This window comes from Brenneria nigrifluens DSM 30175 = ATCC 13028 (genome assembly GCF_005484965.1).
In the GTDB taxonomy this organism is placed as follows: Bacteria; Pseudomonadota; Gammaproteobacteria; order Enterobacterales; family Enterobacteriaceae; genus Brenneria; species Brenneria nigrifluens.
In genome coordinates, this window is the sequence record NZ_CP034036.1 from 1,030,570 (window position 1) to 1,052,566 (window position 21,997).

Annotated in this window: 20 protein-coding genes; 8 read left to right on the plus strand and 12 right to left on the minus strand. The window is 57.1% G+C overall.

Translation table 11 applies throughout. The annotated features are described in order from the left end of the window. Window positions 1-25: 25 nt before the first annotated feature. Together EH206_RS23000 and mtnA are read right to left on the minus strand one after the other, a co-directional pair. On the minus strand, window positions 26-184 hold the full coding sequence (locus tag EH206_RS23000; protein ID WP_168709112.1) for a hypothetical protein: 159 nt from the start codon (window positions 182-184) through the stop codon (window positions 26-28). Window positions 185-682: 498 nt separating this feature from the next. Then, window positions 683-1,705, minus strand: a complete 1,023-nt coding sequence (mtnA, locus tag EH206_RS04695) for an S-methyl-5-thioribose-1-phosphate isomerase (RefSeq protein ID WP_009111667.1) — start codon at window positions 1,703-1,705, stop codon at window positions 683-685. Window positions 1,706-1,849: 144 nt separating this feature from the next. Between mtnA and mtnK the strand changes: the two genes are divergently transcribed. After that, entirely contained in the window at window positions 1,850-3,052 is a 1,203-nt protein-coding gene (mtnK, locus tag EH206_RS04700) for an S-methyl-5-thioribose kinase (RefSeq protein WP_009111668.1), read from the plus strand. Between the two features lie 59 nt (window positions 3,053-3,111). Here the strand turns inward: mtnK and yajD are convergent, their stop codons facing one another. Both yajD and fadE read right to left on the minus strand, forming a co-directional pair. Further along, window positions 3,112-3,462, minus strand: coding sequence for an HNH nuclease YajD (gene yajD / locus EH206_RS04705; RefSeq protein ID WP_009111669.1), 351 nt, complete (start codon window positions 3,460-3,462; stop codon window positions 3,112-3,114). 110 nt (window positions 3,463-3,572) lie between these two features. Further along, window positions 3,573-6,023 (minus strand): acyl-CoA dehydrogenase FadE, encoded by a 2,451-nt coding sequence (gene fadE, locus EH206_RS04710; protein ID WP_009111670.1) that lies wholly within the window; start codon window positions 6,021-6,023, stop codon window positions 3,573-3,575. A 321-nt stretch (window positions 6,024-6,344) separates the two neighbouring features. Here fadE and lpcA point away from each other — a divergent pair, with 321 nt between their 5' ends. Both lpcA and EH206_RS04720 read left to right on the plus strand, forming a co-directional pair. Next, window positions 6,345-6,926: a D-sedoheptulose 7-phosphate isomerase gene (gene lpcA / locus EH206_RS04715; RefSeq protein ID WP_009111671.1), complete on the plus strand. Its 582-nt coding sequence runs from the start codon at window positions 6,345-6,347 to the stop codon at window positions 6,924-6,926. Window positions 6,927-6,979: 53 nt separating this feature from the next. Continuing rightward, window positions 6,980-7,747, plus strand: a complete 768-nt coding sequence (locus tag EH206_RS04720) for a class II glutamine amidotransferase (protein ID WP_009111672.1) — start codon at window positions 6,980-6,982, stop codon at window positions 7,745-7,747. On the opposite strand, the gene dpaA is transcribed toward EH206_RS04720, so the two are convergent. Beyond that, window positions 7,718-8,449, minus strand: coding sequence for a peptidoglycan meso-diaminopimelic acid protein amidase (gene dpaA, locus EH206_RS04725; protein ID WP_009111673.1), 732 nt, complete (start codon window positions 8,447-8,449; stop codon window positions 7,718-7,720). The two genes, EH206_RS04720 and dpaA, sit on opposite strands and share 30 nt — an antisense overlap. A gap of 251 nt (window positions 8,450-8,700) precedes the next feature. Then, the gene (locus EH206_RS04730; RefSeq protein ID WP_009111674.1) at window positions 8,701-9,471 is read right to left on the minus strand and encodes a class I SAM-dependent methyltransferase; all 771 of its coding nucleotides are present in this window, start codon (window positions 9,469-9,471) and stop codon (window positions 8,701-8,703) included. Window positions 9,472-9,622: 151 nt separating this feature from the next. Here EH206_RS04730 and dinB point away from each other — a divergent pair, with 151 nt between their 5' ends. Then, on the plus strand, window positions 9,623-10,681 hold the full coding sequence (gene dinB / locus EH206_RS04735) for a DNA polymerase IV (protein WP_009111675.1): 1,059 nt from the start codon (window positions 9,623-9,625) through the stop codon (window positions 10,679-10,681). A 165-nt stretch (window positions 10,682-10,846) separates the two neighbouring features. Here dinB and pepD read toward each other — a convergent pair whose 3' ends face one another. From pepD to EH206_RS04760, 5 genes are all read right to left on the minus strand, one after another. Then, complete coding sequence (pepD, locus tag EH206_RS04740) at window positions 10,847-12,307, minus strand: beta-Ala-His dipeptidase (RefSeq protein WP_009111676.1); 1,461 nt, start codon at window positions 12,305-12,307, stop codon at window positions 10,847-10,849. Window positions 12,308-12,459: 152 nt separating this feature from the next. Next, window positions 12,460-14,076 carry an ABC transporter ATP-binding protein gene (locus tag EH206_RS04745; RefSeq protein ID WP_009111677.1) on the minus strand — a complete coding sequence of 539 codons (1,617 nt, stop codon included), beginning with the start codon at window positions 14,074-14,076 and terminating at the stop codon, window positions 12,460-12,462. After that, window positions 14,073-14,906 carry an ABC transporter permease gene (locus EH206_RS04750; RefSeq protein ID WP_009111678.1) on the minus strand — a complete coding sequence of 278 codons (834 nt, stop codon included), beginning with the start codon at window positions 14,904-14,906 and terminating at the stop codon, window positions 14,073-14,075. Before EH206_RS04750 ends, EH206_RS04745 begins: the two co-directional genes overlap by 4 nt. Next, entirely contained in the window at window positions 14,903-15,883 is a 981-nt protein-coding gene (locus EH206_RS04755; protein WP_009111679.1) for an ABC transporter permease, read from the minus strand. Before EH206_RS04755 ends, EH206_RS04750 begins: the two co-directional genes overlap by 4 nt. Before the next feature lie 2 nt (window positions 15,884-15,885). Then, window positions 15,886-17,508: an ABC transporter substrate-binding protein gene (locus tag EH206_RS04760; RefSeq protein WP_009111680.1), complete on the minus strand. Its 1,623-nt coding sequence runs from the start codon at window positions 17,506-17,508 to the stop codon at window positions 15,886-15,888. 242 nt (window positions 17,509-17,750) lie between these two features. On the opposite strand from EH206_RS04760, the gene EH206_RS04765 reads away from it, so the two are divergent. Further along, window positions 17,751-18,512, plus strand: coding sequence for a VOC family protein (locus EH206_RS04765; RefSeq protein ID WP_009111681.1), 762 nt, complete (start codon window positions 17,751-17,753; stop codon window positions 18,510-18,512). A 62-nt stretch (window positions 18,513-18,574) separates the two neighbouring features. Then, complete coding sequence (locus tag EH206_RS04770; RefSeq protein ID WP_009111682.1) at window positions 18,575-19,381, plus strand: pyrroline-5-carboxylate reductase family protein; 807 nt, start codon at window positions 18,575-18,577, stop codon at window positions 19,379-19,381. A gap of 53 nt (window positions 19,382-19,434) precedes the next feature. Here the strand turns inward: EH206_RS04770 and EH206_RS04775 are convergent, their stop codons facing one another. Further along, the gene (locus tag EH206_RS04775; protein ID WP_009111683.1) at window positions 19,435-19,824 is read right to left on the minus strand and encodes a hypothetical protein; all 390 of its coding nucleotides are present in this window, start codon (window positions 19,822-19,824) and stop codon (window positions 19,435-19,437) included. Between the two features lie 229 nt (window positions 19,825-20,053). Here EH206_RS04775 and gpt point away from each other — a divergent pair, with 229 nt between their 5' ends. Both gpt and frsA read left to right on the plus strand, forming a co-directional pair. After that, window positions 20,054-20,512, plus strand: a complete 459-nt coding sequence (gpt, locus tag EH206_RS04780; protein ID WP_009111684.1) for a xanthine phosphoribosyltransferase — start codon at window positions 20,054-20,056, stop codon at window positions 20,510-20,512. 217 nt (window positions 20,513-20,729) lie between these two features. Then, entirely contained in the window at window positions 20,730-21,980 is a 1,251-nt protein-coding gene (gene frsA / locus EH206_RS04785; RefSeq protein WP_009111685.1) for an esterase FrsA, read from the plus strand. Window positions 21,981-21,997 lie beyond the last annotated feature (17 nt).

Consider the following 21,997-nt stretch of genomic DNA (forward strand, 5'->3'; position numbering starts at 1 on the left):
ACGGAACCCGTAGTACATGACACTGCTACTGCTGCACAAAATCCAGCGCCGACTGTGGTGCATGCAGCACGACAAACAACGGGATCAATATCATCGTCACAGGGGCCTGATTGACATCCCGTTCCGCAATAGTCTTCTCCTGTACCGCAATATCCATATTGGCTACAACATAAGTCAGCAGCACAGCCACATACCTGTGCATAAGTTGGAGATATAAAAATGAAAAAAGCAAGAAGCAGTGAATATTTCAATGAAGTGAACATATTTTCATCCTTGACTTTAATATTTTATTACTTTATAGCAGCTAATCAAAAGGACGTAAATGTCATTATTGTTATTCGTATATATGATAATTGCATTATCACTTTCTTGTTAAAATCACACAATATTTATGTTTATTATCCTGAGTATGTGATGTTCCTTATCAGCCGTCTTTCAGCCTGAATCTGAACGAAACATTTAATTTTTTCACTCAATGCAACCCGAAATAGCAGGTTCACAAACAACCTGAATTAACTACATATTTAAGTTGTTAAACCTACATCTTGAAGTTTTTTATGTATAAACAGAACATTCGCGACAGTACTCTTGGTGATTGTTGTGGGCACCAGCAATAAGTAGTCGTAGACACTTTTCAGATGATGGCAAAACCAGTTTCCTCTCGATAGATCGGTGTATTATCTCATAGTTGCCTGAAATGCCCCTCTGTTACCGCCTGCGGCGTCACCACGCCGGTATCCAGCACCCAGCCGCTGATCAGCGCCGCCGGCGTGACGTCGAAGGCCGGGTTGTAGACCGGGGCGTTGTGCGGCGCCCACTGGCAGCGGCCGAAACTGCCGGCTACGCCGGTGACCTCCTCCGCTGCGCGTTGTTCGATCGGGATGGCGTTGCCGTCCGGGCAGTCGGGGTCGTGCGTGGTATGCGGCGCGGCGACGTAGAATGGGATCTGATGATAGCGCGCCAGTACGGCCAGACTGTAGGTGCCGATCTTGTTGGCGACGTCGCCGTTGGCGGCGATGCGATCCGCGCCCACCCATACGGCATCGACCTGGCCCTGCGCCATCAGGCCGGCGGCCATCGAGTCGCAAATCAGCCGATAAGGAATGCCCAGTTCGCCCAGCTCCCAGGCGGTAAGGCGCCCGCCCTGCAGCAATGGGCGGGTTTCATCCACCCACACCTGCGCCACTTTTCCCGCCTGATGCGCGCGCAGCAGTACGCCGATGGCGGTGCCGATGCCGGCCGTCGCCAGCCCGCCGGTATTACAGTGGGTCAACAGGCGGCTGCCGGGCTTGACCAGCGCGGCGCCGTAATCGGCTATCTGTTCGCACAGGGCGCGGTCTTCCTCCACCAGTCTTAGCGCTTCCCGCGTCATCGCCGGGGCGAACTGCGGCTGCGCCAGCGCCAGTTTCATCCGATCCAGATTATTCATCAGATTGACGGCGGTGGGGCGCGCGGCGCGCAGCGTTTCCAGCGCGTCGGCCAACTGCGACCGGGTCAGCCCTTGTTCCGCCAGCAGGGCGAGCAGCAGGCTGGCGGAAAGGCCGATAAGCGGCGCGCCGCGCACCCGCAGCGCCTGAATATGCTCAACCAGCGCGGTAACGTCAGGGCAGGGGCGCCAGCTTTTTTCCTGCGGCAGCGCCTGCTGGTCGAGGATCCACAGCTGGTCGTCAACGATTTTCAGGCTGGTTGTGTTAAGTGACTGCATGAGTGGTTAAATCCATGTTGCGTTATGGCGTCAATTTTCTTATTCTGCCAATATGTTGAACGGATGTATAGACGTCCAAACGTTTTTATACCCATAGACCGTTCGGGTGCTGAAGATAGCGAATGCAGAAAGAAGGGGTTGGCAATGTCACTTTACCGCACCTTTACGGCACAGGATGCCGTGGAATATGCCCGTCAGTACGGCGGGGTGAGCGATCCGCAGGCGCTGATCGCGGCAGAAGAAATCGGCGACGGTAATCTGAATCTGGTGTTTAAAGTTCGTGATACCCAGGGAGTCAGCCGGGTGATTGTCAAACAGGCATTGCCCTACGTGCGCTGCGTCGGCGAATCCTGGCCGCTGACGCTGGATCGCGCGCGTATTGAAGCGCAAACGCTGCTGACCCATGCGCAGTTTTGCCCCCAGCATACGGTGACGGTGCTGCACCATGACGCGGAGCTGGCGGTGATGGTACAGGAAGATCTTTCTGACTATCGCATCTGGCGCAGCGAGTTGATTCAGGGGATTCACTATCCCCAGGCCGCCGCGCAGCTGGGCGAGTATCTGGCGCAAACGCTGTTTCATACGTCGGATTTTTATCAGTCCCCCCATGATAAAAAAGCGGCGGTAAGCCGCTTCACCAATCCCGAACTGTGCCAAATCACCGAAGATTTGTTCTTTACCGACCCCTATATCGACCATGAAAGAAACCAGTTCGACGCCGCGTTGTTGGACGACGTGCGGTCGCTGCGCGACGATCGGGCGCTGAAGCTGGCCGTCGCCGGATTGAAACACCGTTTTTTGAGCAAGGCGGAAGCGCTGCTGCACGGCGACATTCACAGCGGTTCGATTTTTGTGGCGGCGGGGAGCCTAAAGGCGATTGATGCCGAGTTCGGTTTTTACGGCCCCATCGGTTTCGACGTGGGAACCGCCGTCGGCAACCTGTTGCTTAACTATTGCGGTTTACCCGGCCTGCTGGCGCCGCGTGAGGCGGAGGAAGGGCGCGAGCGGCGTCTTGCCGATATTCGTACGCTGTGGGATACCTTCTCCGCGCGCTTTTTGGCGCTGAATCAGGAGCGCGGCCGCGAGCCTTCTTTGTCTGAATCCGGCTATGCCGAGATCTTTTTGCAGCAGGTATGGCAGGATGCCGTCGGCTATTGCGGCACGGAACTGATTCGCCGCACCATTGGGCTGGCGCACGTCGCCGACCTCGATACCATTCAGGACGACGATGCGCGGGAGGAATCCCAGCGCCAGGCGCTGCGCCTCGGCCGGGAGTTGATTCTCGCCGCGCCGCAAATCGCCAATGAGGATGAGCTGCTGGACCGGGTGCGCCAAAGCGCGGCATAGGGCCGCGGCAGATGGGGGGCGTTCGATCGCCCCATTCCTTTCGTCCTGTCGGGTGACGGCTACTTTTTTCCTTTCTCCAGCAACGCCTTCAGATCGGCGAAAGGATTGTGTGTGGCAAGGCCCACGTCTTTCTGCGCATCTTCGCCGGCGACCACGGTAGAACCGTAGGTGTCGGCGTCGGTGTATTTGGAGTGCTCGTGATCGTGGCAATACAGGCACAGCATCTCCCAGTTGCTGCCGTCTTCCGGGTTATTGCCGTGGTCGTGATCGATATGGTGAACCGTTAATTCGCGCAGGTTGGAATAGACGAATTCGCGCGAACAGCGCCCGCATACCCACGGGAAGAGTTTCAGTGCCTTTTCGCGATAGCCGCTTTCCAGCCGCGCGTAGTTTTTCGGGATGTATGCCATGGGGGATTACCAGTGTTAAAGAAAACAGCGTCAGTTTAACGCAGGGGATGAGGCGCGCAAATGCGTTTCGCGGAAATAAAGGGCCGGAACGTCCGGCCCTGGTTGCGCCATTACGCCGCCTGCGTCTTTTCCCGCCGCGCTGGTGTGGCCGTCTCTTGCGGCTGAGACGCCAGTTTATGCGCGGCGAAATCATCAACGTTGATTGAACGCAGGCGACTTGCTTCCGCCTTGATCAGTATTTCCGCTTCGTCAGCGGTGATATTCCCATCCGCCAGCGCCTGTTCGGCCAGCTCGTCCAATCGCATAAAAGGCTGGTGTCTGCCGCTGGCTTGCGACAGGCGCTGGTAAATCGGTTCCGCCGCGATAATATCCCGCAGCGCTTCTTCCAGCAGCCCGACCGGATTGTGTTCGCTGGCGGTCAGATATTGCCCGCGGCCCAGACGGCTGCGGGTAGCTGACGGCGTTTGCAGCAGTTTTGCCACCTGATGGTCGAGGCGGTCCGACGGGGCGTGGCAACGGCGGCCCAGCGGCAGCAGGATAAACCGCAGCAGACCGGCCGCGGCGCGGTTAGGGAAATTGCGCAGCAGATCGACCAACGCCTGCTCCGCCTGATGCAGGCAATCCTCAACCCCCCAGTGGACCAAAGGCAGGTCGGCCTTCTGGCGGCCTTCGTCGTCATAGCGTTTCAGCGTGGCGGAGGCCAGATAGAGCTGGCTGAGAATATCCCCCAGGCGGGCAGAAATACGTTCGCGCCGCTTCAGGCTACCGCCCAATACCGCCAGGGAAACATCGGCCAGCAAAGCCATATTGGCGCTCAGGCGATTGAGGCGCTGATAATAACGGCGGGTCGCGTCATTGACCGGCGCGCGGCTTAGGCGGCCGTCGGTTAAACCCAGCCAGAAACCGCGCACCGCGCTGCCGCCGATATGCCCGATATGACCAAACAGCGCGCGGTCAAAGCGCGCAACGTCTTTAGTCTGCGTCGCCGCCATCTCGTCCAGCAGGTACGGGTGGCAGCGGATCGCGCCCTGGCCGAAAATGATCATGCTGCGGGTCAGAATATTGGCCCCTTCCACGGTGATGGCGATCGGCGAGCCCTGATAGCTGCGGGCCAGGAAGTTGGAAGGGCCGAGGCAGATGCCTTTGCCGCCGGTAATATCCATGGCGTCCATCACCGCCCGCTGGCCGCGGTGGGTACAGTGATATTTGACGATGGCGGACAGCACCGCCGGTTTTTCCCCCTGCATAATCCCGCAGGTAATCAAGGTGGCGGCGGCATCCATAACATAGGTATTTCCGGCGATGCGCGCCAGCGGTTCTTCAATTCCCTCCATCTTGCCGATGGAGACTTTGAACTGGCGGCGAATATGCGCATAGGCGCCGACGCCCAGGGCGATGGTTTTCAGCCCGCCGGTGGAGTTGGCCGGCAGCGTGATGCCGCGCCCGACCGACAGGCATTCCATCAGCATCCGCCAGCCCTGTCCGGCCATTTTCGGCCCGCCGATAATATAATCCAGCGGAACGAAAATATTTTCCCCCTGGGTGGGGCCGTTCTGAAACGGGATGTTGAGCGGGAAATGGCGGCGGCCGATTTGTACGCCCGCGGTGTCGGTGGGGATCAAGGCGCAGGTAATGCCCAGCTCCTCCGTTTCGCCCAGCAGGCGATCCGGGTCATACAGTTTAAAAGCCAGTCCGAGCACCGTGGCCACCGGGGCCAGGGTGATGTAGCGCTTGTTCCATGTCAGGCGCATGCCCAGCACCTGCTCGCCGCGCCAGTCGCCATAGCACACCACGCCGCTGTCCGGTATGGAGCCGGCGTCGGAGCCGGCTTCCGGGCTGGTCAGCGCAAAACAGGGAATTTCCTGACCGCGGGCCAGCCGGGGCAGGTAGTGATCTTTCTGCTCGTCGGTGCCGTAGTGTTGCAGCAGTTCGCCGGGGCCGAGCGAGTTGGGTACGCCGACGGTAATCGCCACAATGCTGGAGACGCCGGCCAGCTTTTGCAGCACCTGCGCCTGCGCATAGGCGGAAAACTCCAGGCCGCCGTACTGTTTTTTGATGATCATGGCGAAGAAGCGGTGCTGTTTTAAAAACGCCCACAGCTCCGGCGGCAGGTCGGCGCGCTCATGGGTAATTTCAAAGTCGTTCGCCATCCGGCAGGCTTCTTCCACCGGCCCTTCGATAAACGCCTGTTCTTCGGCGGTGAGCCGCGGCGGCGGATAGCTATGCAGTTTTTTCCAATCCGGCGCGCCGCGGAACAGATCGCCCTCCCACCAGGTGGTGCCCGCCTCAATGGCTTCTTTTTCCGTATTCGACATCGGCGGCATGACTTTCTGCATCAGGTTGAGCGCGGAAGACGAAAAGAGCCGGCGCCGTAACGGCGGCAGGTTGAACGGCAGCAGTAATATCACCAGCGGGATCAGCAGCCACGCCGGCCACAGCAATATGGCAGCCATGGCGGCGAAGTAAGCCAGCAGGATGGCGCTGCCCAACAGCAAATTCAGGCGGTGATAGAACAGGGCGCCGATAATAATCAGTAGGAGCAGAATGCTGACAGCAACCATAGCGTGTCTCCCGTGTTGTCGTCGACTTCAGCAACGTATCCCGTTCGGCGGTCTGGCTTTTAACCCGGCGGAATCGTCGCTGACTGATAAGAGGTCTGACCTGTTGGTCTGTATTTGTTGTAGTGCACTCGACTGTTTTTATCAATTCATTTACATCACAATTACAACTTGACTCACAAATCGGCGAACCGCTCGGCGTTTTCCGATTGTCGCCAGCGATCCTGGCGATCGTGACATTACGCGCTTCTCGCTGTTTCGGCGATCCGCTACACTGCAAGACAGAAGAGATAATGATGTCACTGGACAAAATGAGAGGATTCCATGTATCAGGACTTAATTCGTAGTGAACTGAAAGAAGCGGCGGAAACGTTGCAGACGTTTTTGAGCGATGAGGCGAATATTCAGTCTATTCAGAATGCTGCGGTATTGCTGGCTGACTCGTTTAAAGCGGGCGGTAAAGTGATCTCCTGCGGCAACGGCGGCTCGCACTGTGACGCGATGCATTTTGCCGAAGAGCTGACGGGGCGCTACCGTGAAAACCGTCCTGGCTACCCGGCGATTGCCATTTCGGACCCCAGCCACCTTTCCTGCGTTAGCAATGACTTTGGTTATGACTTTGTTTTCTCCCGTTATATTGAATCCCTGGGGCGTGAGGGCGATGTGCTGCTGGGCATCTCAACTTCAGGTAATTCCGGCAATATTATTAAAGCCATCGCGGCGGCGAAGGCAAAAGGAATGAAGGTCATCACCCTGACGGGCAAAGACGGCGGCAAAATGGCCGGATCGGCGGATGTGGAAATCCGCGTGCCGCATTTCGGCTACGCCGACCGCATTCAGGAGATCCATATCAAAGCGATTCATATCCTGATCCAACTGATCGAAAAAGAGATGGTTGCCAAGTGACAGCCTCTTGCGACAGGTTTGACTAACGGACGGGAGAGGTTAAGAGAGTTACGATGTGTGAATTGCTTGGGATGAGCGCAAATGTACCGACAGATATCTGTTTCAGTTTTACCGGCCTGATACGGCGCGGCGGGCTGACCGGTCCGCATCGGGACGGCTGGGGAATCACGTTTTATGAAGGGCATGGCTGTCGGACGTTCAAAGATCCCCTGCCCAGCTTCAATTCGCCGATAGCCCGGTTGGTGCAGGATAATCCCATCAAGTCCCGCGCGGTGATATCCCATATCCGTCAGGCGAACCGGGGAGCCGTGGCGCTGGAAAACACCCATCCCTTTACCCGGGAACTGTGGGGGCGCAACTGGACGTTTGCCCATAACGGGCAGTTGAAAGGCTATCGTTCGCTGAAAACCGGCATGTTTCGGCCGGTCGGGCAGACGGACAGCGAGTTTGCCTTCTGCTGGCTGCTGTATCAACTGTCGCAGCGCTATCCGCGCACGCCGGGCAACTGGCCGGCGGTGTTCCGCTATATCGCCGAACTGGCGAGGACCCTGCAGAAAAAGGGCGTGTTCAACATGCTGCTGTCTGACGGGCAGTTTGTGATGGGATACTGCTCCAGCAAACTCTATTGGATTACCCGGCGCGCCCCCTTTGGCAAGGCGACGCTGTTGGATCAGGATATGGAGGTCGACTTCCAGCAGCAGACCACGCCCAACGATGTGGTGACGGTGATGGCCACGCAGCCGCTGACCGGGGATGAAACCTGGCATCAAATCATGCCAGGCGAATTCGTGTTATTTTGTTTCGGTGAACGCATAATTTGATATCGGCTGGCTGGTCATCAACGGTGGGCTGACGACGTATTGCCCGTTAAATACCGTGATGGCCGGCGGCTGATAGTGCTGATTGAAATAACTATAGGCCGGTTGCAGCTGACGCCAGAAAGAATAATAGCTTGAATTGCGATGGCGCTGCATATTGTGTTCCGTCATGCGGAACGGATAAATGGCGAGATTGATTTTCGTCTGCCCGTTAAGCAACGCGTGTTCCGCAAAACGATAAATCTCCTCCATATAATTATTGGTCATGGCGTAGCAGCCGACCGATACGCACTCGCCGTGGATCATCAGATAGCGTCCCGAATACCCTTGCGATTGGTCATATTCGTTGGGAAAGCCGATATTAATCGCGCGATAATAGCGGCTGTCCGGTTTAAGCTGGCGCAAATCAACCTGGTAGAAACCCTCCGGGCTTTTCAGATCGCCTTCCCTGCGTTTGGGGCCGAGACCGCCGGAATATTTACAAATGGGATAATGTTCCAATAGGCGATATTCATTTCCTACTTTGGCGTAGAGTTCTAATAGCCGCTCTTCCTTAAATATCTGGATATAGATCGGCGAGCCCAATAATTGCTGTTTTAATTCTTTTTTTATCGGCGTTAGCGGCGCGGGTTCACTGGCGGCGCTGGTAACAGCAAAAGACGGCAAGAAAAACAACATCGCAAACGACAGCGCGATTTTTTGCATTGTGGATCCTGATGAATAAATAGAAGCGCTACATACGGTAAAACAATTATCGTCCCGTATACCTCTGCCTTTAGCGTTGTCACATTATCATCGCCTTAATTTTAAGCAAAGATCAAAATTGGTAAAAAGTTATTTTCTTGATAACCGCGGGGCGGAATAACAGGGCGATTTTTTACCGGACGGCGAATTTATGTAAACTCGCCGTCCAGCTGTTTACCGTGCCGCGCTGCGGCAAATGAGCGAATCGTCGTTTAGGCTCTGGTCGCCTCGATCGTCATAATGTCCGTCACAAAGCTCCCGTCGTCCTGTACTTCAAAATGCCGGGCCACTTCGTCGGCCAGCGTTTTTTGCAGTTCCCGGATGGCGACCGTGAAATGTTCGGGAGTTCGCATCCGCGCAATCCAACTGCTGAACTCCAGCGTCAGACGGTCGCTGGTGACATGGCGCACGATAAACCCCGCCTCGCTAAACATGCTCAGCCATTCGCCGGGAGAGTAGTCACGCACGTGCGAGGTGTCACGCAGCTTTTCCACGGTCTGTAAATAGATATCCAGCAGCGGATGGCCCGGAGACACCACATCCATCATGATGACCTGTCCGCCGGGCTTCAGTACCCGTCTGGCTTCACGCAGCGCCTGCCCTACATCATGCCAGTGGTGGGCGGAATAACGGCTGATAATGATATCGGCGCTGGCGTCGTCGAACGGCAGCGACTCGGCGACGCCCTGCCGGGTACGGATATTCGTCAGCCCTTTTTGTCGAGCGGTCTGGCCGACAACCTCCAGCATTGCTGCGGAAAGGTCATATGCCGCCACGTCGGCGACTGCCTGCGCGGCGACGAAACTGGCGTGTCCCGCGCCGCAGCCCAGATCGATAACGCTGGCATTGGGGAAGGGAGCCAATAGCGTGGACAGCCGTTGCAAATCTTTGCCCTGCGCGTGGACCGCACTGGTCAGATAGTTTTGCGCCTGTGAGCCGAACTGGCGTTCGACGCTGCCGCTGTGATCCGATTTCTTTTCCATCATCGCTCTCTATTAAAACGGGTGACTCATACGTTATGAAGGAGGCCGGAGACGCCTTTCCCGGCCGCCAAGCCACTATAAAGCAATCTTGCGCAACTTGTTTGCACGGATTTGTCAGTGTATATTTATACAGTATTATTGGGGGGTGGGCATGCGCAAAATTATTCATGTTGATATGGATTGCTTCTACGCGGCAATTGAGATGCGTGATAACCCGCGCTTGCGCGATATCCCGCTGGCTATTGGCGGCAGCGCCGATCGCCGTGGGGTAATCAGCACCGCCAATTATCCGGCCCGGCGCTATGGGATTCATAGCGCGATGGCGACGGCAACCGCTCTGCGCCTGTGCCCGCAGCTGACATTGCTCTCCGGGCGGATGGAGGTGTATAAAGCGGCTTCCCGCCAGATCCGCGATATCTTCGCCCGCTATACCTCGCTGATTGAACCGCTTTCTCTGGATGAAGCCTACCTGGATGTGACCGACAGTCCTTATTGCAATGGGTCCGCGACGCTGATGGCGGAGGAGATCCGCCAGGCTATTGCCGCTGAGCTGAATCTGACGGCCTCCGCCGGGGTCGCCCCCATCAAATTTCTCGCCAAGGTGGCATCCGAGCTGAACAAACCTAACGGTCAGTTCGTTATCCCGCCGGATCGGATGGATGCATTTATATTGCAACTGCCTCTGGCGAAGATCCCCGGCGTCGGCAAAGTGACGGCAAAACGGCTGGAGGAGAAAGGGCTGCTGACCTGCGCCGATGTGCGCCATTACTCGCTGGCCGAGTTATTAAGGAATTTCGGTAAATTCGGCCGTGTCCTGTGGGAGCGCTGCCACGGTATTGACGAGCGGTCCGTATCGCCGGACCGACTGCGTAAATCCGTCGGCGTTGAAAAAACGCTGGCGCAGGATATTCATCACTGGCATGAGTGCGAAGGTTTAATCGAGCAGCTCTATCAGGAGCTTGAGTTGCGCTTAAAACGGGTCAAGCCGGACCTGCATATCGCGCGGCAGGGGGTAAAGCTGAAGTTTGATGATTTCCGCCAGACCACGCAGGAACATGTGTGGCCGGTGCTGAATAAGCAGGATTTGCTGACGCTGGCGCAGCAAACCTGGCGGGAGAGGCGCGATAAGCGCGGCGTGCGGCTGGTGGGATTGCATGTTACGTTGCTCGATCCGCTGATTGAGCGTCAGTTGGTGTTGAACTGGGAATGAAGGCAAGCGGCTTTCCGAAGCCGATTCAGTTTGCTGACAAATCTGCGTGGTTTGACCCCACCCCAATCCTCCCCTTCGCAGGGGAGGGCGCAGCTTAGCTCCTCCCCCTGACAAGGGGGAGGCTGGGAGGGGGTTTTTAATGAGCAACTACCGTACTTTGCCGGATCAGGCGCGTTCGGGAATGGCTTTCAGCAGGGCGGTCAGCAACTGCCAGTATTGGCCGACGCTGGCGATATGCACCTGTTCGTCCGGCGAGTGCGGCCCGGTAATGGTCGGTCCGATGGAAACCATATCCATATCGGGATAGGGTTCTTTGAACAGTCCGCACTCCAGCCCCGCATGGATAACCATGATGTCCGGGGTTTTGTTAAACAGTTTCTGATAAGTTTCCCGCACCAGCTGCATAACCTGAGAGTTCGCATCCGGCTGCCAGCCGGGATAGCCGCCTTTCGGCGCGGTGTGGGCGCCCGCCAACTGGCCCAACGCCGTCAGCGTGCCGACCACGGCGTCTTTGCCGCTGTCAATCAGGGAGCGGATCAGGCAATAAATTTCCGCCTGTTTGTCGTCCACGGTAACCACGCCGATGTTCAGCGAGGTTTCCACCACCCCTTTTACCTCATCGCTCATGCGGATTACCCCGTTCGGCATGGCGTTCAGCAGCGCCAGCAAACGTGCGCCGATCTCTTTGGTTATCGCCGGCGCCTGACTGTCGCGCTTTTCCACCAGCAGGGTCAGATTTTTCTCCACCGCGGAGAGCTCGTTTTTCAGCACCGCCAGATAATCCTGGCTGCGCGCTTTTAGCTGTTCAACGTTGGCGGCCGGTAGCGCCAGCGTGGCGAAGGCTTCGCGCGGGATGGCGTTGCGCAGCGTGCCGCCGTTCAGCTCCACAATGCGGATATCCAGTTTGTCGGCCTGTTCGAACAGGAAGCGCGCCAGCAACTTATTGGCATTGCCCAACCCCAGATGGATATCGCAGCCGGAGTGGCCGCCTTTCAGCCCCTTGAGCGTCAGGGTCAGCGTCTGGTAACCGGCAGGCAGCGCTTCGCGCTCCAACGGCAGACGGGTAATGAAGTCGATGCCGCCGGCGCAGCCCATGTAAACTTCGCCTTCTTGTTCCGAGTCGGTATTGATCAGAATTTCGCCCTGCAGCCAGTTGGGTTGCAGGCCGAACGCGCCGTCCATGCCGGACTCTTCGGTCATGGTCAGCAACACTTCCAGCGGACCGTGCTTCACGCCGCTGTCGGACAGCACGGCCAGCGCCGACGCCATGCCGATGCCGTTATCCGCGCCCAGCGTGGTGCCGCGCGCTTTCACCCACTCGCCGTCAATGTACGGCTGGATGGGGTCTTTGGTGAAGTCGTGCACGGTGTCGTTGTTTTTCTGCGGCACCATATCCAGATGCGCCTGCAACACCACCGGCTTGAGGTTTTCCATCCCGGCGGTCGCCGCTTTACGCAGCAGAATATTGCCGACTCGATCGCGCTCGGCATAAATGCCTTTCTCTTGCGCCCAGGCAAGGATATGGGCGGCAAGCGCTTCTTCATGGTAGGAGGGATGAGGAATAGAGCAGATTTTGGCAAAAATGTCCCACAGCGGCTGCGGGGTAAGCTGAGACAATTCAGACACTGTTAACGTCTCCTTTTCGGCAGGCCTGTCGGCGCGGCTGGCGCGCAGGCGCTGCAAATTGCAGATGAATGACCGTCGGATAATCCGGCATGGCGTGTGGCGACAGAATATCATTTTCCGCCGGCCCTGGGGCATGTTGCGGAAGCGTTATTTTATGGCGTCTGAAGGTTCCATCCTTTACCGGGAATCGCGTTGAGCAGCAACTGGGTATATTCATGCTGGGGGTACTGGAATACCTGATGCGTCGGCCCTTGTTCGACGATTTCTCCCGCTTTCATCACGATCACCCGATCGCAGATTTGCGCCGCCACCCGCAGGTCATGGGTGATAAAAATAAGCGACAGGCCGAGGCGCTGGCGCAGTTCCGCCAGCAGGCGCAACACCTGCGCCTGGACGGAAACGTCCAGCGCGGAAACCGGCTCATCCGCCACCAGAATGCGCGGTTCCAGCGCCAGCGCCCTGGCCAGACCGATTCTCTGCCGCTGTCCGCCGGAAAACTCATGGGGATAGCGATGGATCGATTCAGGATCCAGCCCGACCAGTGAAAATAGCTCCCTGGCTTTTTGCTGCGCCTGTTTGCGTGATGCGCCGTGGATCTCCGGCCCTTTTCCGACGATTTCCCCCACCGTCTGGCGTGGGTTCAACGAGGCGAAAGGATCCTGGAACACCATCTGCACGGTGCGGCTTTGGCGGCGTTGGCGCGTTCGATTGCTGCCGTCATGGCGCTGGTCCGCCAGAGTAATCTCGCCGCTGTCCGGCTGATAGAGCCGGACAATACAGCGGGCCAGCGTCGATTTGCCGGAACCGCTTTCGCCGACGATGCCGAGCGTGCTGCCTTGCGGCAGCGTCAGGCTGACGTCCCGCAGCGCGTGGGATACCCGCCGGTTGCGCGGCAGCCAGCCTCCCTGGCGGAATGTTTTGCTGACGTGCCCTAATGTCAGGATGTCCTGACCGTTGACCGCCGGGCGCGCCGCGCCGGGGCGAAATGACGGCACGGCGGCGATCAGCGCCTGGGTATAGGGATGCCGCGGGGCGTTGAGCACTTGCTCAGCCGGCCCCTGTTCAACCACTTCGCCGTGCTGCATGACTGCGACGCGATCGGCGATGTCGGCGACCACGCCAAAATCATGGGTGATAAACAGCACCGAGGTGCCCTGACGCTGTTGCAATTCGCGTATCAACCGCAGGATTTGCGCCTGGGTGGTCACGTCCAGCGCGGTGGTGGGTTCGTCGGCAATCAGCACCCGCGGCTCCAGCGCCAAAGCCATGGCAATCATGACGCGCTGGCGCTGTCCGCCGGATAGCTGGTGCGGATAGGCGTGCGCGGCGGAGAGCGGGTCGGGGATCTGAACGTCGATTAACAGCTGTTGCACCTTTTCCGCAATCGCCCTGCGGGAAAGGGTCGGCCGATGGGTACGGAACATTTCGCCAATCTGGTCGGCAACGGTATGCAGCGGGTTGAGCGCCGTCATCGGTTCCTGAAAAATCATGCCGATACGGGCGCCGCGAATTTTGCGCAGCGCGCTTTCCGGCAGCGACAGCAGGTCGCGGTCTTCCAGCAGGATGCTTCCCGCTTCAATGCGCGTCTGTTCCGGCAGCAGCCCCATGATGGCGCTGGCCGTCATCGATTTACCTGAGCCGCTTTCCCCCACCACACACAGGATTTCATTTTCGCGCAGATCGAGCGACACCTGGCGCAAGGCATAAGGCCGATCGGCATTGGCCGGCAGTCTGACGCTGAGATCGGTTATCGACAGCAGTGTATTCATCGGTTTTTAAGCCTTGGATTGAGGGCGTCATTGATTCCCTGGCCGACCAGCGAGACCGCCAGCACGGTAAGCAGAATGGCGATGCCGGGAATGGCGGAAACATACCACTGTTCCCGCAGTACGCTGCGGCCGCCGCCGATCAGGTTTCCCCAGGAGGGAACGTTGGGGTCGGACAGATTAAGGAAGGCCAGCGCGCTTTCGAGCAGAATGGCGATTGCCATGATAACGCTGGCGTAAACCACGATGGGCGGCAGCGCATTGGGCAGAATTTCGCGAAAGATAATCGGCAGATCGCGCATCCCCAGCGAGCGCACCGCCTGGATAAATTCCCGGTTGCGCAGCGACATGAACTCGGCCCGCGTTAAGCGCGCCGCCGGGGGCCAGGAGACGATGCCGATAGCCAGAATAACGGTCTGCATGGTTGAGCCGAAGACCGCCACCAGCAACAGCAGCAGCAGGAAATTGGGCAGGATCTGAAAGGTTTCGGTGATCCTCATCAGCAGATCGTCGATGACGCCGCCGTAATAGCCGGCCAGCGCGCCGACCACGATGCCAATAACGATGGCGATCGCCGTGGCGACGAAACCGATCATCAGCGAAACGCGCGCGCCGTGGAACAACTGGGCGGCGATATCGCGTCCGGCGTGGTCGGTGCCCAGCAAAAAGCGCGGATTTTGCCACGGCCACTGTAGCGGCCGACCGGCCAGCCGCAGCGGATTTTCGGGGAAGAACAGATCGGCGGTCAGGGCCATGCCCACCACCACGACTAATAACGCGATACCAAATAATGAAGCGGGACTGCGCGCGTAGCGCTTGAAAAAATCAATCATGACCGTTCACCGGAAATACGCGGATCCAGTTTGGCGTAAAGTACGTCCACCAGAAAATTAATGCTGATAACCAGCAGCGCGGAGACGAAAACCACGCCTAACAGCGTGTTCAGATCGCGCTGCATCACCGATTCGTAGGCCAGGCGACCCAATCCCGGCAGCGCAAACACGCTTTCCACCACCACCGAGCCGCCCAGCATGGTGCCCGCCTGCAGACCGATTAACGTCACCAGCGGCAGCAGTGCGTTACGCAATATATGTCTGACGACGACGTTGGTTTCGCTTAATCCTTTGGCGCGGGCGGTGCGCACGAAATCCAGCGTGGCGACTTCCAGCATCGAGGCGCGCATGATGCGCAGATAGATCGCCAGAAATATCAGGGCCAGCGTCAGCGTGGGCAATAACAGATGCCGGGCGATATCCCAAATCCTCGCCCAGCCGCTGAGTCCGCCGGCGATGGTTTCAAATCCGCCGGAGGGCAGCCAGTCGAGATAGATGGAAAACAGGAAAATCCCCATCAGGCCGAACCAAAAAGAGGGGGTGGAATAAAAAATCAGCCCCAGCAGGGAGATCAGCGTGTCCGGCCAGCGGTTCACGCGCCGGGCGGCGATAATACCCAGCACCATACCCATAAACACCGCCAGCCCGAGCGACGATCCCATCAGCAGCAGGGTAACCGGCAGACGTTCGATAATCACGTCGGCAACGGGCTTGCCATAAATGGCCGACTGACCGAGATCCAGATGAACCAGACGCCACAGATAATCGCCCAGACGTACCGATACCGACTGATCCAGCGCGTAATAACGGCGCAGCTCCTCGATCATGGTGGCGTCGGCCCCGCCGACCTGCGCGACCAGGGCATCGACGGTATCGCCGGGCGCCAACTGCAAAAGAAGGAAAATACCGACCAGAATAAGCAATAAGGCAGGGATGGCGGCCGCCAATCGGCGGCCGCAGAGTAATAGCAAATTCATTGTTACGCCTCTAGCCAGGCATCATGCCAACTACTTGACGGCCAGCGGGCGTTATTCAGGCCGTTGTGGAGTTTCTTGTTGACCACGGTAAGGAACTGGCGCTCGATGGCGAACCACAGCGGGAACTGTTCGTTGGCTTCGGCGACCAGTTTGGCGTACAGCGCCCGCCGTTTTTCAGGGTCGATCTCGGAAGCCGCGTCGTCAATCAGCTTGTCGATAACGTCGGATTGCCAGCCATACTGATTGGTCCAGGGGGCGCCGTCCGGGCTGCCGGAGCGCAGCCACACGGTGGTGGATACCGCCGGGTCGCCCCGGTACTGATGCCAGCCGGTGGCGAGATCGAAATTGTGCTCTTTATAGACCGCCGATAAGGAGCCTGCATAGTCGTAGTTGGCGATATCCACCTTAATCCCCACTTCCGCCAGAGACTGCTGAATAAAGGTGGCGAACAGTGCGACATCTTCTCCGTTGAGGATCGGCACCAGTTTTAGCTTAAACCGTTCGCCGTTGGCCCCCCGCGGATAGCCGGCTTCATCCAGCAGCGCTTCGGCCCTTTTGCGGTCGAAAGGATAGGGCTGGGCGCTGTTGGGCGGATAGAACCCGGCGGAGGTCGACGGGATAATTCCGGTCGCCGGTTTGCCCTGGCCGTAGAGAAAGTTTTCGATGAAAAAGGGAATATCGATGGCGTGGGCCAGCGCCCTTCTTACGCGGACGTCGGCAATTTCCTTGCGGCGGAAGTTGAACTCCAGCGTGTTGTTAAAGGTATTGGCTTCGGAGCCTTTGTCCGTCACCTCAAAGTCCGGATGGTTTTTCAGCCGATCCAGATCGGCCAGCGACAGTTGGGAATAGGCGCTTAGCTGCAGCTGACCCGTTTCCAGCGCCGCCGTCGCGGCGGATTTATCGGTAATGATGCGCCAGACGATCCGTTCTATATAAGGCTGGTCCTGCCTCCAGTAATCGGGGTTGCGCGCGGCGATAATATATTGCCCGCGCTGGTATTCGACGAACTTGAAAGGCCCGGTGCCGATAGGGGCGGTATTGGCCGGATTTTCCAGCACGTTGCTATTCTCGTAAAGGTGGCGGGGCACTACATAGCCCAGATCGGCCAGGGCGCGCAGCAACAGCTCGATCGGCATGGGGCGGGAATAGCGGAATATCACCGTATGGTCGTCGGGCGTATCTACGGCGTCGAGAAACTGTTGCAGGGCGGTGCTGTAGTTAAGCTGCTTTTTCCACAGTTCGAGCGCGTTGTACTGCACATCCTTGGCGGTAAAGGGTTTGCCGTCGTGCCATTTAACGTTCTCGCGCAGTTTGAAGGTGATGGTTTTACCGTCTTTCTCGCTGTGCCACTCGGTGGCCAATTGCGGAACGATCGCGCCGTTGGCGTCCAGATCCACCAGGGATTCGATAATCTTGCTGGTAACGATATATACCCCGGTGGAAGCGCGCAGCGCCGGGTTCAGAATGCGCTGTTCTCCGGCGATGTGTACCCCCAACGTGCCGCCTTTGACCGGCGTTCCCGTGGCGGCGGCGTGGGTTTGCGCCGCGCTGAGGAAAGAGGTGAAGGGAAATGTTGCGGCCAGTGCGCTTGACGAGATCAGTAAACGCCGACGGGTAATATTCATTATAAAATCCCTGTGTGAAGTAAAAAAAATGAGAAATCATTTCCTTAGCGCAGAATAAAGTTACCGGTTATTTATAGGGAAATTACCATTTATTATATGCTTATGCGTATATGGAATATAATACGTTTTTTTATATATCTATTTTTTGTCTTTATAAAGATAAAAAAATCACTAACGTAAAGGCTTGAATGAATTTTTAATGATCGTAATAGCGATAAGTAAGGAATTATAAAGGAGTTATCATGGCAAAGTTGTTATGGGATCACGTTGTTCATTACGTTAATCATCTTGATGAGGCAACAACGCGCTTTAACGAAAATGGCTTGGTCGCCTTTCCCGGCGGCTCTCATCCGGGCTGGGGAACGCATAACGCGCTGAGCTATTTCGGCCTCACCTATATTGAATTTCTGGGCATCCGCGATGCGGATGAACTGTCGGCGGCGGCGGATAAACAACTCTTGTGCCGCGAGCTGAAACATTATTTGCCGCAGCAGCAGATCCTTAGCCACCTGGCGTTACGTACGGACGATATCGAGGCGGTTGCGGACCGGCTGCGGCGTGAAGGATTGCAACTGTCGCCGATTCTGGCGGGTAAGCGGCATGACGCCGGCGGTAATCTTATTGAATGGAAAATGTTCACCATTGACGGCGATTTCCAGGGGTTGGCGTATCCCTTTGTTTTACAGTGGGGAAACGATGATGAGCAACGTCTGCGGCAGCTGCGCGAGCGCGGCATCGACCGGCCGCATCCCGCCGGGGAGGCGGCGATCAGCTCGGCCCTGTTTCACGTCGCCGCTCCGCAGGAGGTGGCGGCGCACTGGCAACGGCTGTTTTCTTTAGCGCCGGATCCTGATGATGCCGCCGTATTGCATATCGGCGGGCAGCATTTTATTTTCCGCGAAGGGGCGGAAAATCGCCTGACGGCGATTAATCTAGAAACGGATTCGCCGCTATTGAAGGGGAACAAAATCGAGATTGGCTTAGGCGAATACCGTTTCAATTAAAACCCGCATCACGAGCGGTAAAATATCCCTTATCAAAGACAATCAATTAAAGAGAGGCCGTAATGGCAAAGGTACATTTTATTGGCGCGGGGCAGATGGCCGAGGCCATTATCCGCGCCGCTCTGGCAAGTAAGACATTGCTTGCCGAGCATATCAGCATTGACGATATCGATCCCGAGCGCATCAGCCTGCTGCAGGAAAAATATCAGCTGCCGGCATCGGCCGGCTCGCCCGATGCCGCGCTGGCGCAGGCCAGGCTGATTGTTATCGGGGTGCGTCCTCAGGATGATATCGCGTCGGTCGCCGGCCGTATCCGGCAGCATGCGGCGCCGGAAAGCATCGTTATTTCCATTGTCGCCGGAGTGAAGATTAACCGCCTGGAGTCGCTGCTGGGGAATACGCGCCCCATTGCCCGGGTGATCCCCAATACCTTGACGGATACCGGATATGGCTACAGCGGCGTGGCGCTGAATAGCCATGTCCATGCCGATGACGTCGATGATTTTCTCTCCAGCTTTGGCAAGGTGACGTATCTGGAAGAGAAGCTGATCGATATATTCACCGGTTTTGGCGTCGCCGGGCCGAATTATATCTACTATTTTATCGAGTCATTGACCGACGCGGGGGTGCTGGCCGGGTTGCCGCGCACGCTGGCCACTCGTCTGGTATTGGAAAACCTGATAGGCGCGGTGGAAATGCTCAAACTGACGCAGCTGCATCCGCGCCAACTGCTGGATATCAACAATTCTCCCGCCGGCGTGGGAATGCACGGTTTGTATGAGCTCAACAACAGTGATTTTGCCGCGGGCTTGCAGCGTAGCGTATTGGCGGCGGTAAAACGCACCACCCAGTTGGCCGATATCGAATAAGCGGAATGCTGGAGAACAACGGGGCGCGGGTCGCCCCGTTCTGAAAGTGAATGCTACAGGGTTTTCGCGCAGGACGGGGCAATGGTGATATCGTCGCGATTGGCGTAGATCACCACGCTGTCGCCGACAAACAGCGTCCGGTATGTCTCCTCGTCCGCTTCAACCTGATAGCGCTGCCCGCCGGCCTCGACGTCGAGAATAAAACGTTCGCTTTCCAGCGCATGTACCGGAACGTAGCCATAAAAGTTATCAATCAGCGTGAGGGTGCGCTGGGCGGGAAGATAGCATCGATGCACGATTCTCCCCTGTAGCGCTTCCGGTTTTTTCCACAGCTGCTGGAAGTTGGATTTTAATTCCGCGCAAAATAGCGCCGCCAGTCCTATGATTAGCATCGTGCTTATCACGGTGAGCTGTTCTTGCACCAGAACGTAAAATTCGGTCATGGTCGTCTCCGGCTGATTTCTCTTGCCTTGTTTAATATATTTTTCCGCCGTTAGCGTCCAATCTCTTTTTGTGCTTAGTTATCACCAAATTTTTGTTTAGACTGCATGGCAACGGCGGAAAGGTCGTTATAACGCTGGTTTTTATGTCGTTGGATATCTATAATCCCGCGCAACCTTTTTCCCCCTCAGACTCAACGTAAGCCACTTCTATTCGGCTGGGATATATTTTATGAGCGAAAAGTACGTCGTAACCTGGGACATGTTGCAAATTCAGGCCCGCAAACTGGCGCAGCGCTTACTGCCTGCCGAACAATGGAAAGGCATCATTGCCGTCAGCCGCGGCGGATTGGTTCCCGGAGCGTTGCTGGCGCGCGAGCTGGGTATTCGTCATGTGGATACGGTTTGCATCTCCAGCTATGACCACGATAACCAGCGCGAAATGCAAGTGATCAAGCGCGCCGAGGGTGACGGCGAAGGTTTCATCGTCGTGGACGATCTGGTGGATACCGGCGGCACCGCTAAAGCCATCCGCGATATGTATCCCAAAGCCCATTTTGTCACTATTTTCGCCAAACCCGCCGGTAAGCCGCTGGTTGACGACTATATTGTCGACATCCCGCAGGATACCTGGATCGAACAGCCGTGGGATATGAGCGTGGTATTCGTACCGCCGCTGGCCGGTCGCTGACCGCCGCTGGTTTACATGCGCCAATGCCCGGTTTATGCCGGGCATTGTTGCGTGTGACGTCTCATAATCTCCCTGGGATCGCCCGCTATTTGCAGCGGAGATGATCTGATAAGGTGTTTTCCGTGCTGCGCCGTTTGTCTTCACCACGATGAGTTGGTTACACTCGGTTTTCGGTTCGGTTGTCCGCTGACGGCGGCGTAGATTAACGGAGAGTGCTGTGGCGCAAGCTAACCTGTCGGAAACCCTGTTCAAACCCTCCTTCAAACACCCTGAAACCTCGACGCTGGTCAAGCGCCCCCGTCATGCTCAGGGCGGGGCGGGAACGCACTCCGCCCTGGAGGGGGAAGATACCGGCCGCTGGTATCGCATGCTTAACCGGCTGCTGTGGATTTGGCGCGGCGTTCATCCGTGGGATATTGAAGAAGTGCTGGCGCGTATCGCCGTCAGCCAGGCGGAAAGAAGCAGTGATCACTTACTGGACACGGTTATCGGCTATCGCAGCGGCAACTGGATATATGAGTGGTGCAAGCAGGGGGCAGGCTGGCAGCAGCGGGCGATTGACGGTAGCGACAGCGAGCAGTGCGGTCAGTATTGGTTGAATGCCGCGAATCTGTATAGCATTGCCGCCTATCCCCATATCAAGGGCGATGAACTGGCGGAACAGGCGCAAACCCTGGCCAACCGGGCCTACGAAGAAGCGGCGAAATATCTTCCCTATGAGCTAAAGGCGCTGACTTTCCAGATTGAGGGCGGCGGTTCGCTGACCGGATTTCTGCACCTGCCCCAGAAGGGGAAAGCCCCGTTCCCGACAATATTGATGTGCGGCGGTCTGGAGATGCTGCAAAGCGACTATTACCGCCTGTTCCATGATTACCTGGCGCCGGCCGGAATGGCCATGCTGACCATTGATATTCCGTCGGTCGGTTTCTCCTCGCGCTGGAAGCTGAATCAGGATTCCAGTTTCCTGCATCAGCAGGTGTTGCGGGCATTGCCGGATGTGCCGTGGGTGGATCACTGCCGCGTCGGGGCGTTTGGTTTCCGTTTCGGGGCCAACATCGCCGTGCGCTTGGCTTATCTGGAAACGCAGCGCCTGCGCGGCGTCGCCTGCCTCGGCCCGATAGTGCATCACCTGCTGTATGATGCGAAACGGCAGCAACGGGTGCCGGATATGTTTATGGACGTGCTGGCGAGCCGGTTGGGCATGCCGTTTTCCACCGATGCGGCGCTGAAAACAGAATTAGGCCGTTATTCCCTTAAAACCCAGGGATTGCTGGGGCGGCGCTGTCCAACCCCCATGCTGGCCGGATATTGGGAGAACGACCCGGTGAGTCCGAAAGAGGAAGCATCCCTGATCGCCAATTCATCACAGCAGGGGAAATTGCTGACGGTGAATTTTTCACCGGTCTATCAGAATTTTCACCAGGCGTTACAGCAAATCAGCCATTGGTTAGAGCATAAGTTGGCCTAGTTGATTGATAAATTGTC

Excerpts from the sequence above, each read along its gene's own strand:
- EH206_RS04730 (WP_009111674.1), bottom strand. The coding sequence starts at position 9,471 with ATGGAAAAGAAATCGGATCACAGCGGCAGCGTCGAACGCCAGTTCGGC.
- EH206_RS04720 (WP_009111672.1), top strand. The coding sequence starts at position 6,980 with ATGTGTGAATTGCTTGGGATGAGCGCAAATGTACCGACAGATATCTGT.
- EH206_RS04775 (WP_009111683.1), bottom strand. The coding sequence starts at position 19,824 with ATGACCGAATTTTACGTTCTGGTGCAAGAACAGCTCACCGTGATAAGC.
- EH206_RS04755 (WP_009111679.1), bottom strand. The coding sequence starts at position 15,883 with ATGAATTTGCTATTACTCTGCGGCCGCCGATTGGCGGCCGCCATCCCT.
- mtnA (WP_009111667.1), bottom strand. The coding sequence starts at position 1,705 with ATGCAGTCACTTAACACAACCAGCCTGAAAATCGTTGACGACCAGCTG.
- EH206_RS04765 (WP_009111681.1), top strand. The coding sequence starts at position 17,751 with ATGGCAAAGTTGTTATGGGATCACGTTGTTCATTACGTTAATCATCTT.
- yajD (WP_009111669.1), bottom strand. The coding sequence starts at position 3,462 with ATGGCATACATCCCGAAAAACTACGCGCGGCTGGAAAGCGGCTATCGC.
- EH206_RS04750 (WP_009111678.1), bottom strand. The coding sequence starts at position 14,906 with ATGATTGATTTTTTCAAGCGCTACGCGCGCAGTCCCGCTTCATTATTT.
- gpt (WP_009111684.1), top strand. The coding sequence starts at position 20,054 with ATGAGCGAAAAGTACGTCGTAACCTGGGACATGTTGCAAATTCAGGCC.
- EH206_RS04760 (WP_009111680.1), bottom strand. The coding sequence starts at position 17,508 with ATGAATATTACCCGTCGGCGTTTACTGATCTCGTCAAGCGCACTGGCC.
- lpcA (WP_009111671.1), top strand. The coding sequence starts at position 6,345 with ATGTATCAGGACTTAATTCGTAGTGAACTGAAAGAAGCGGCGGAAACG.
- dinB (WP_009111675.1), top strand. The coding sequence starts at position 9,623 with ATGCGCAAAATTATTCATGTTGATATGGATTGCTTCTACGCGGCAATT.
- EH206_RS04770 (WP_009111682.1), top strand. The coding sequence starts at position 18,575 with ATGGCAAAGGTACATTTTATTGGCGCGGGGCAGATGGCCGAGGCCATT.
- mtnK (WP_009111668.1), top strand. The coding sequence starts at position 1,850 with ATGTCACTTTACCGCACCTTTACGGCACAGGATGCCGTGGAATATGCC.
- EH206_RS04745 (WP_009111677.1), bottom strand. The coding sequence starts at position 14,076 with ATGAATACACTGCTGTCGATAACCGATCTCAGCGTCAGACTGCCGGCC.
- dpaA (WP_009111673.1), bottom strand. The coding sequence starts at position 8,449 with ATGCAAAAAATCGCGCTGTCGTTTGCGATGTTGTTTTTCTTGCCGTCT.
- fadE (WP_009111670.1), bottom strand. The coding sequence starts at position 6,023 with ATGGTTGCTGTCAGCATTCTGCTCCTACTGATTATTATCGGCGCCCTG.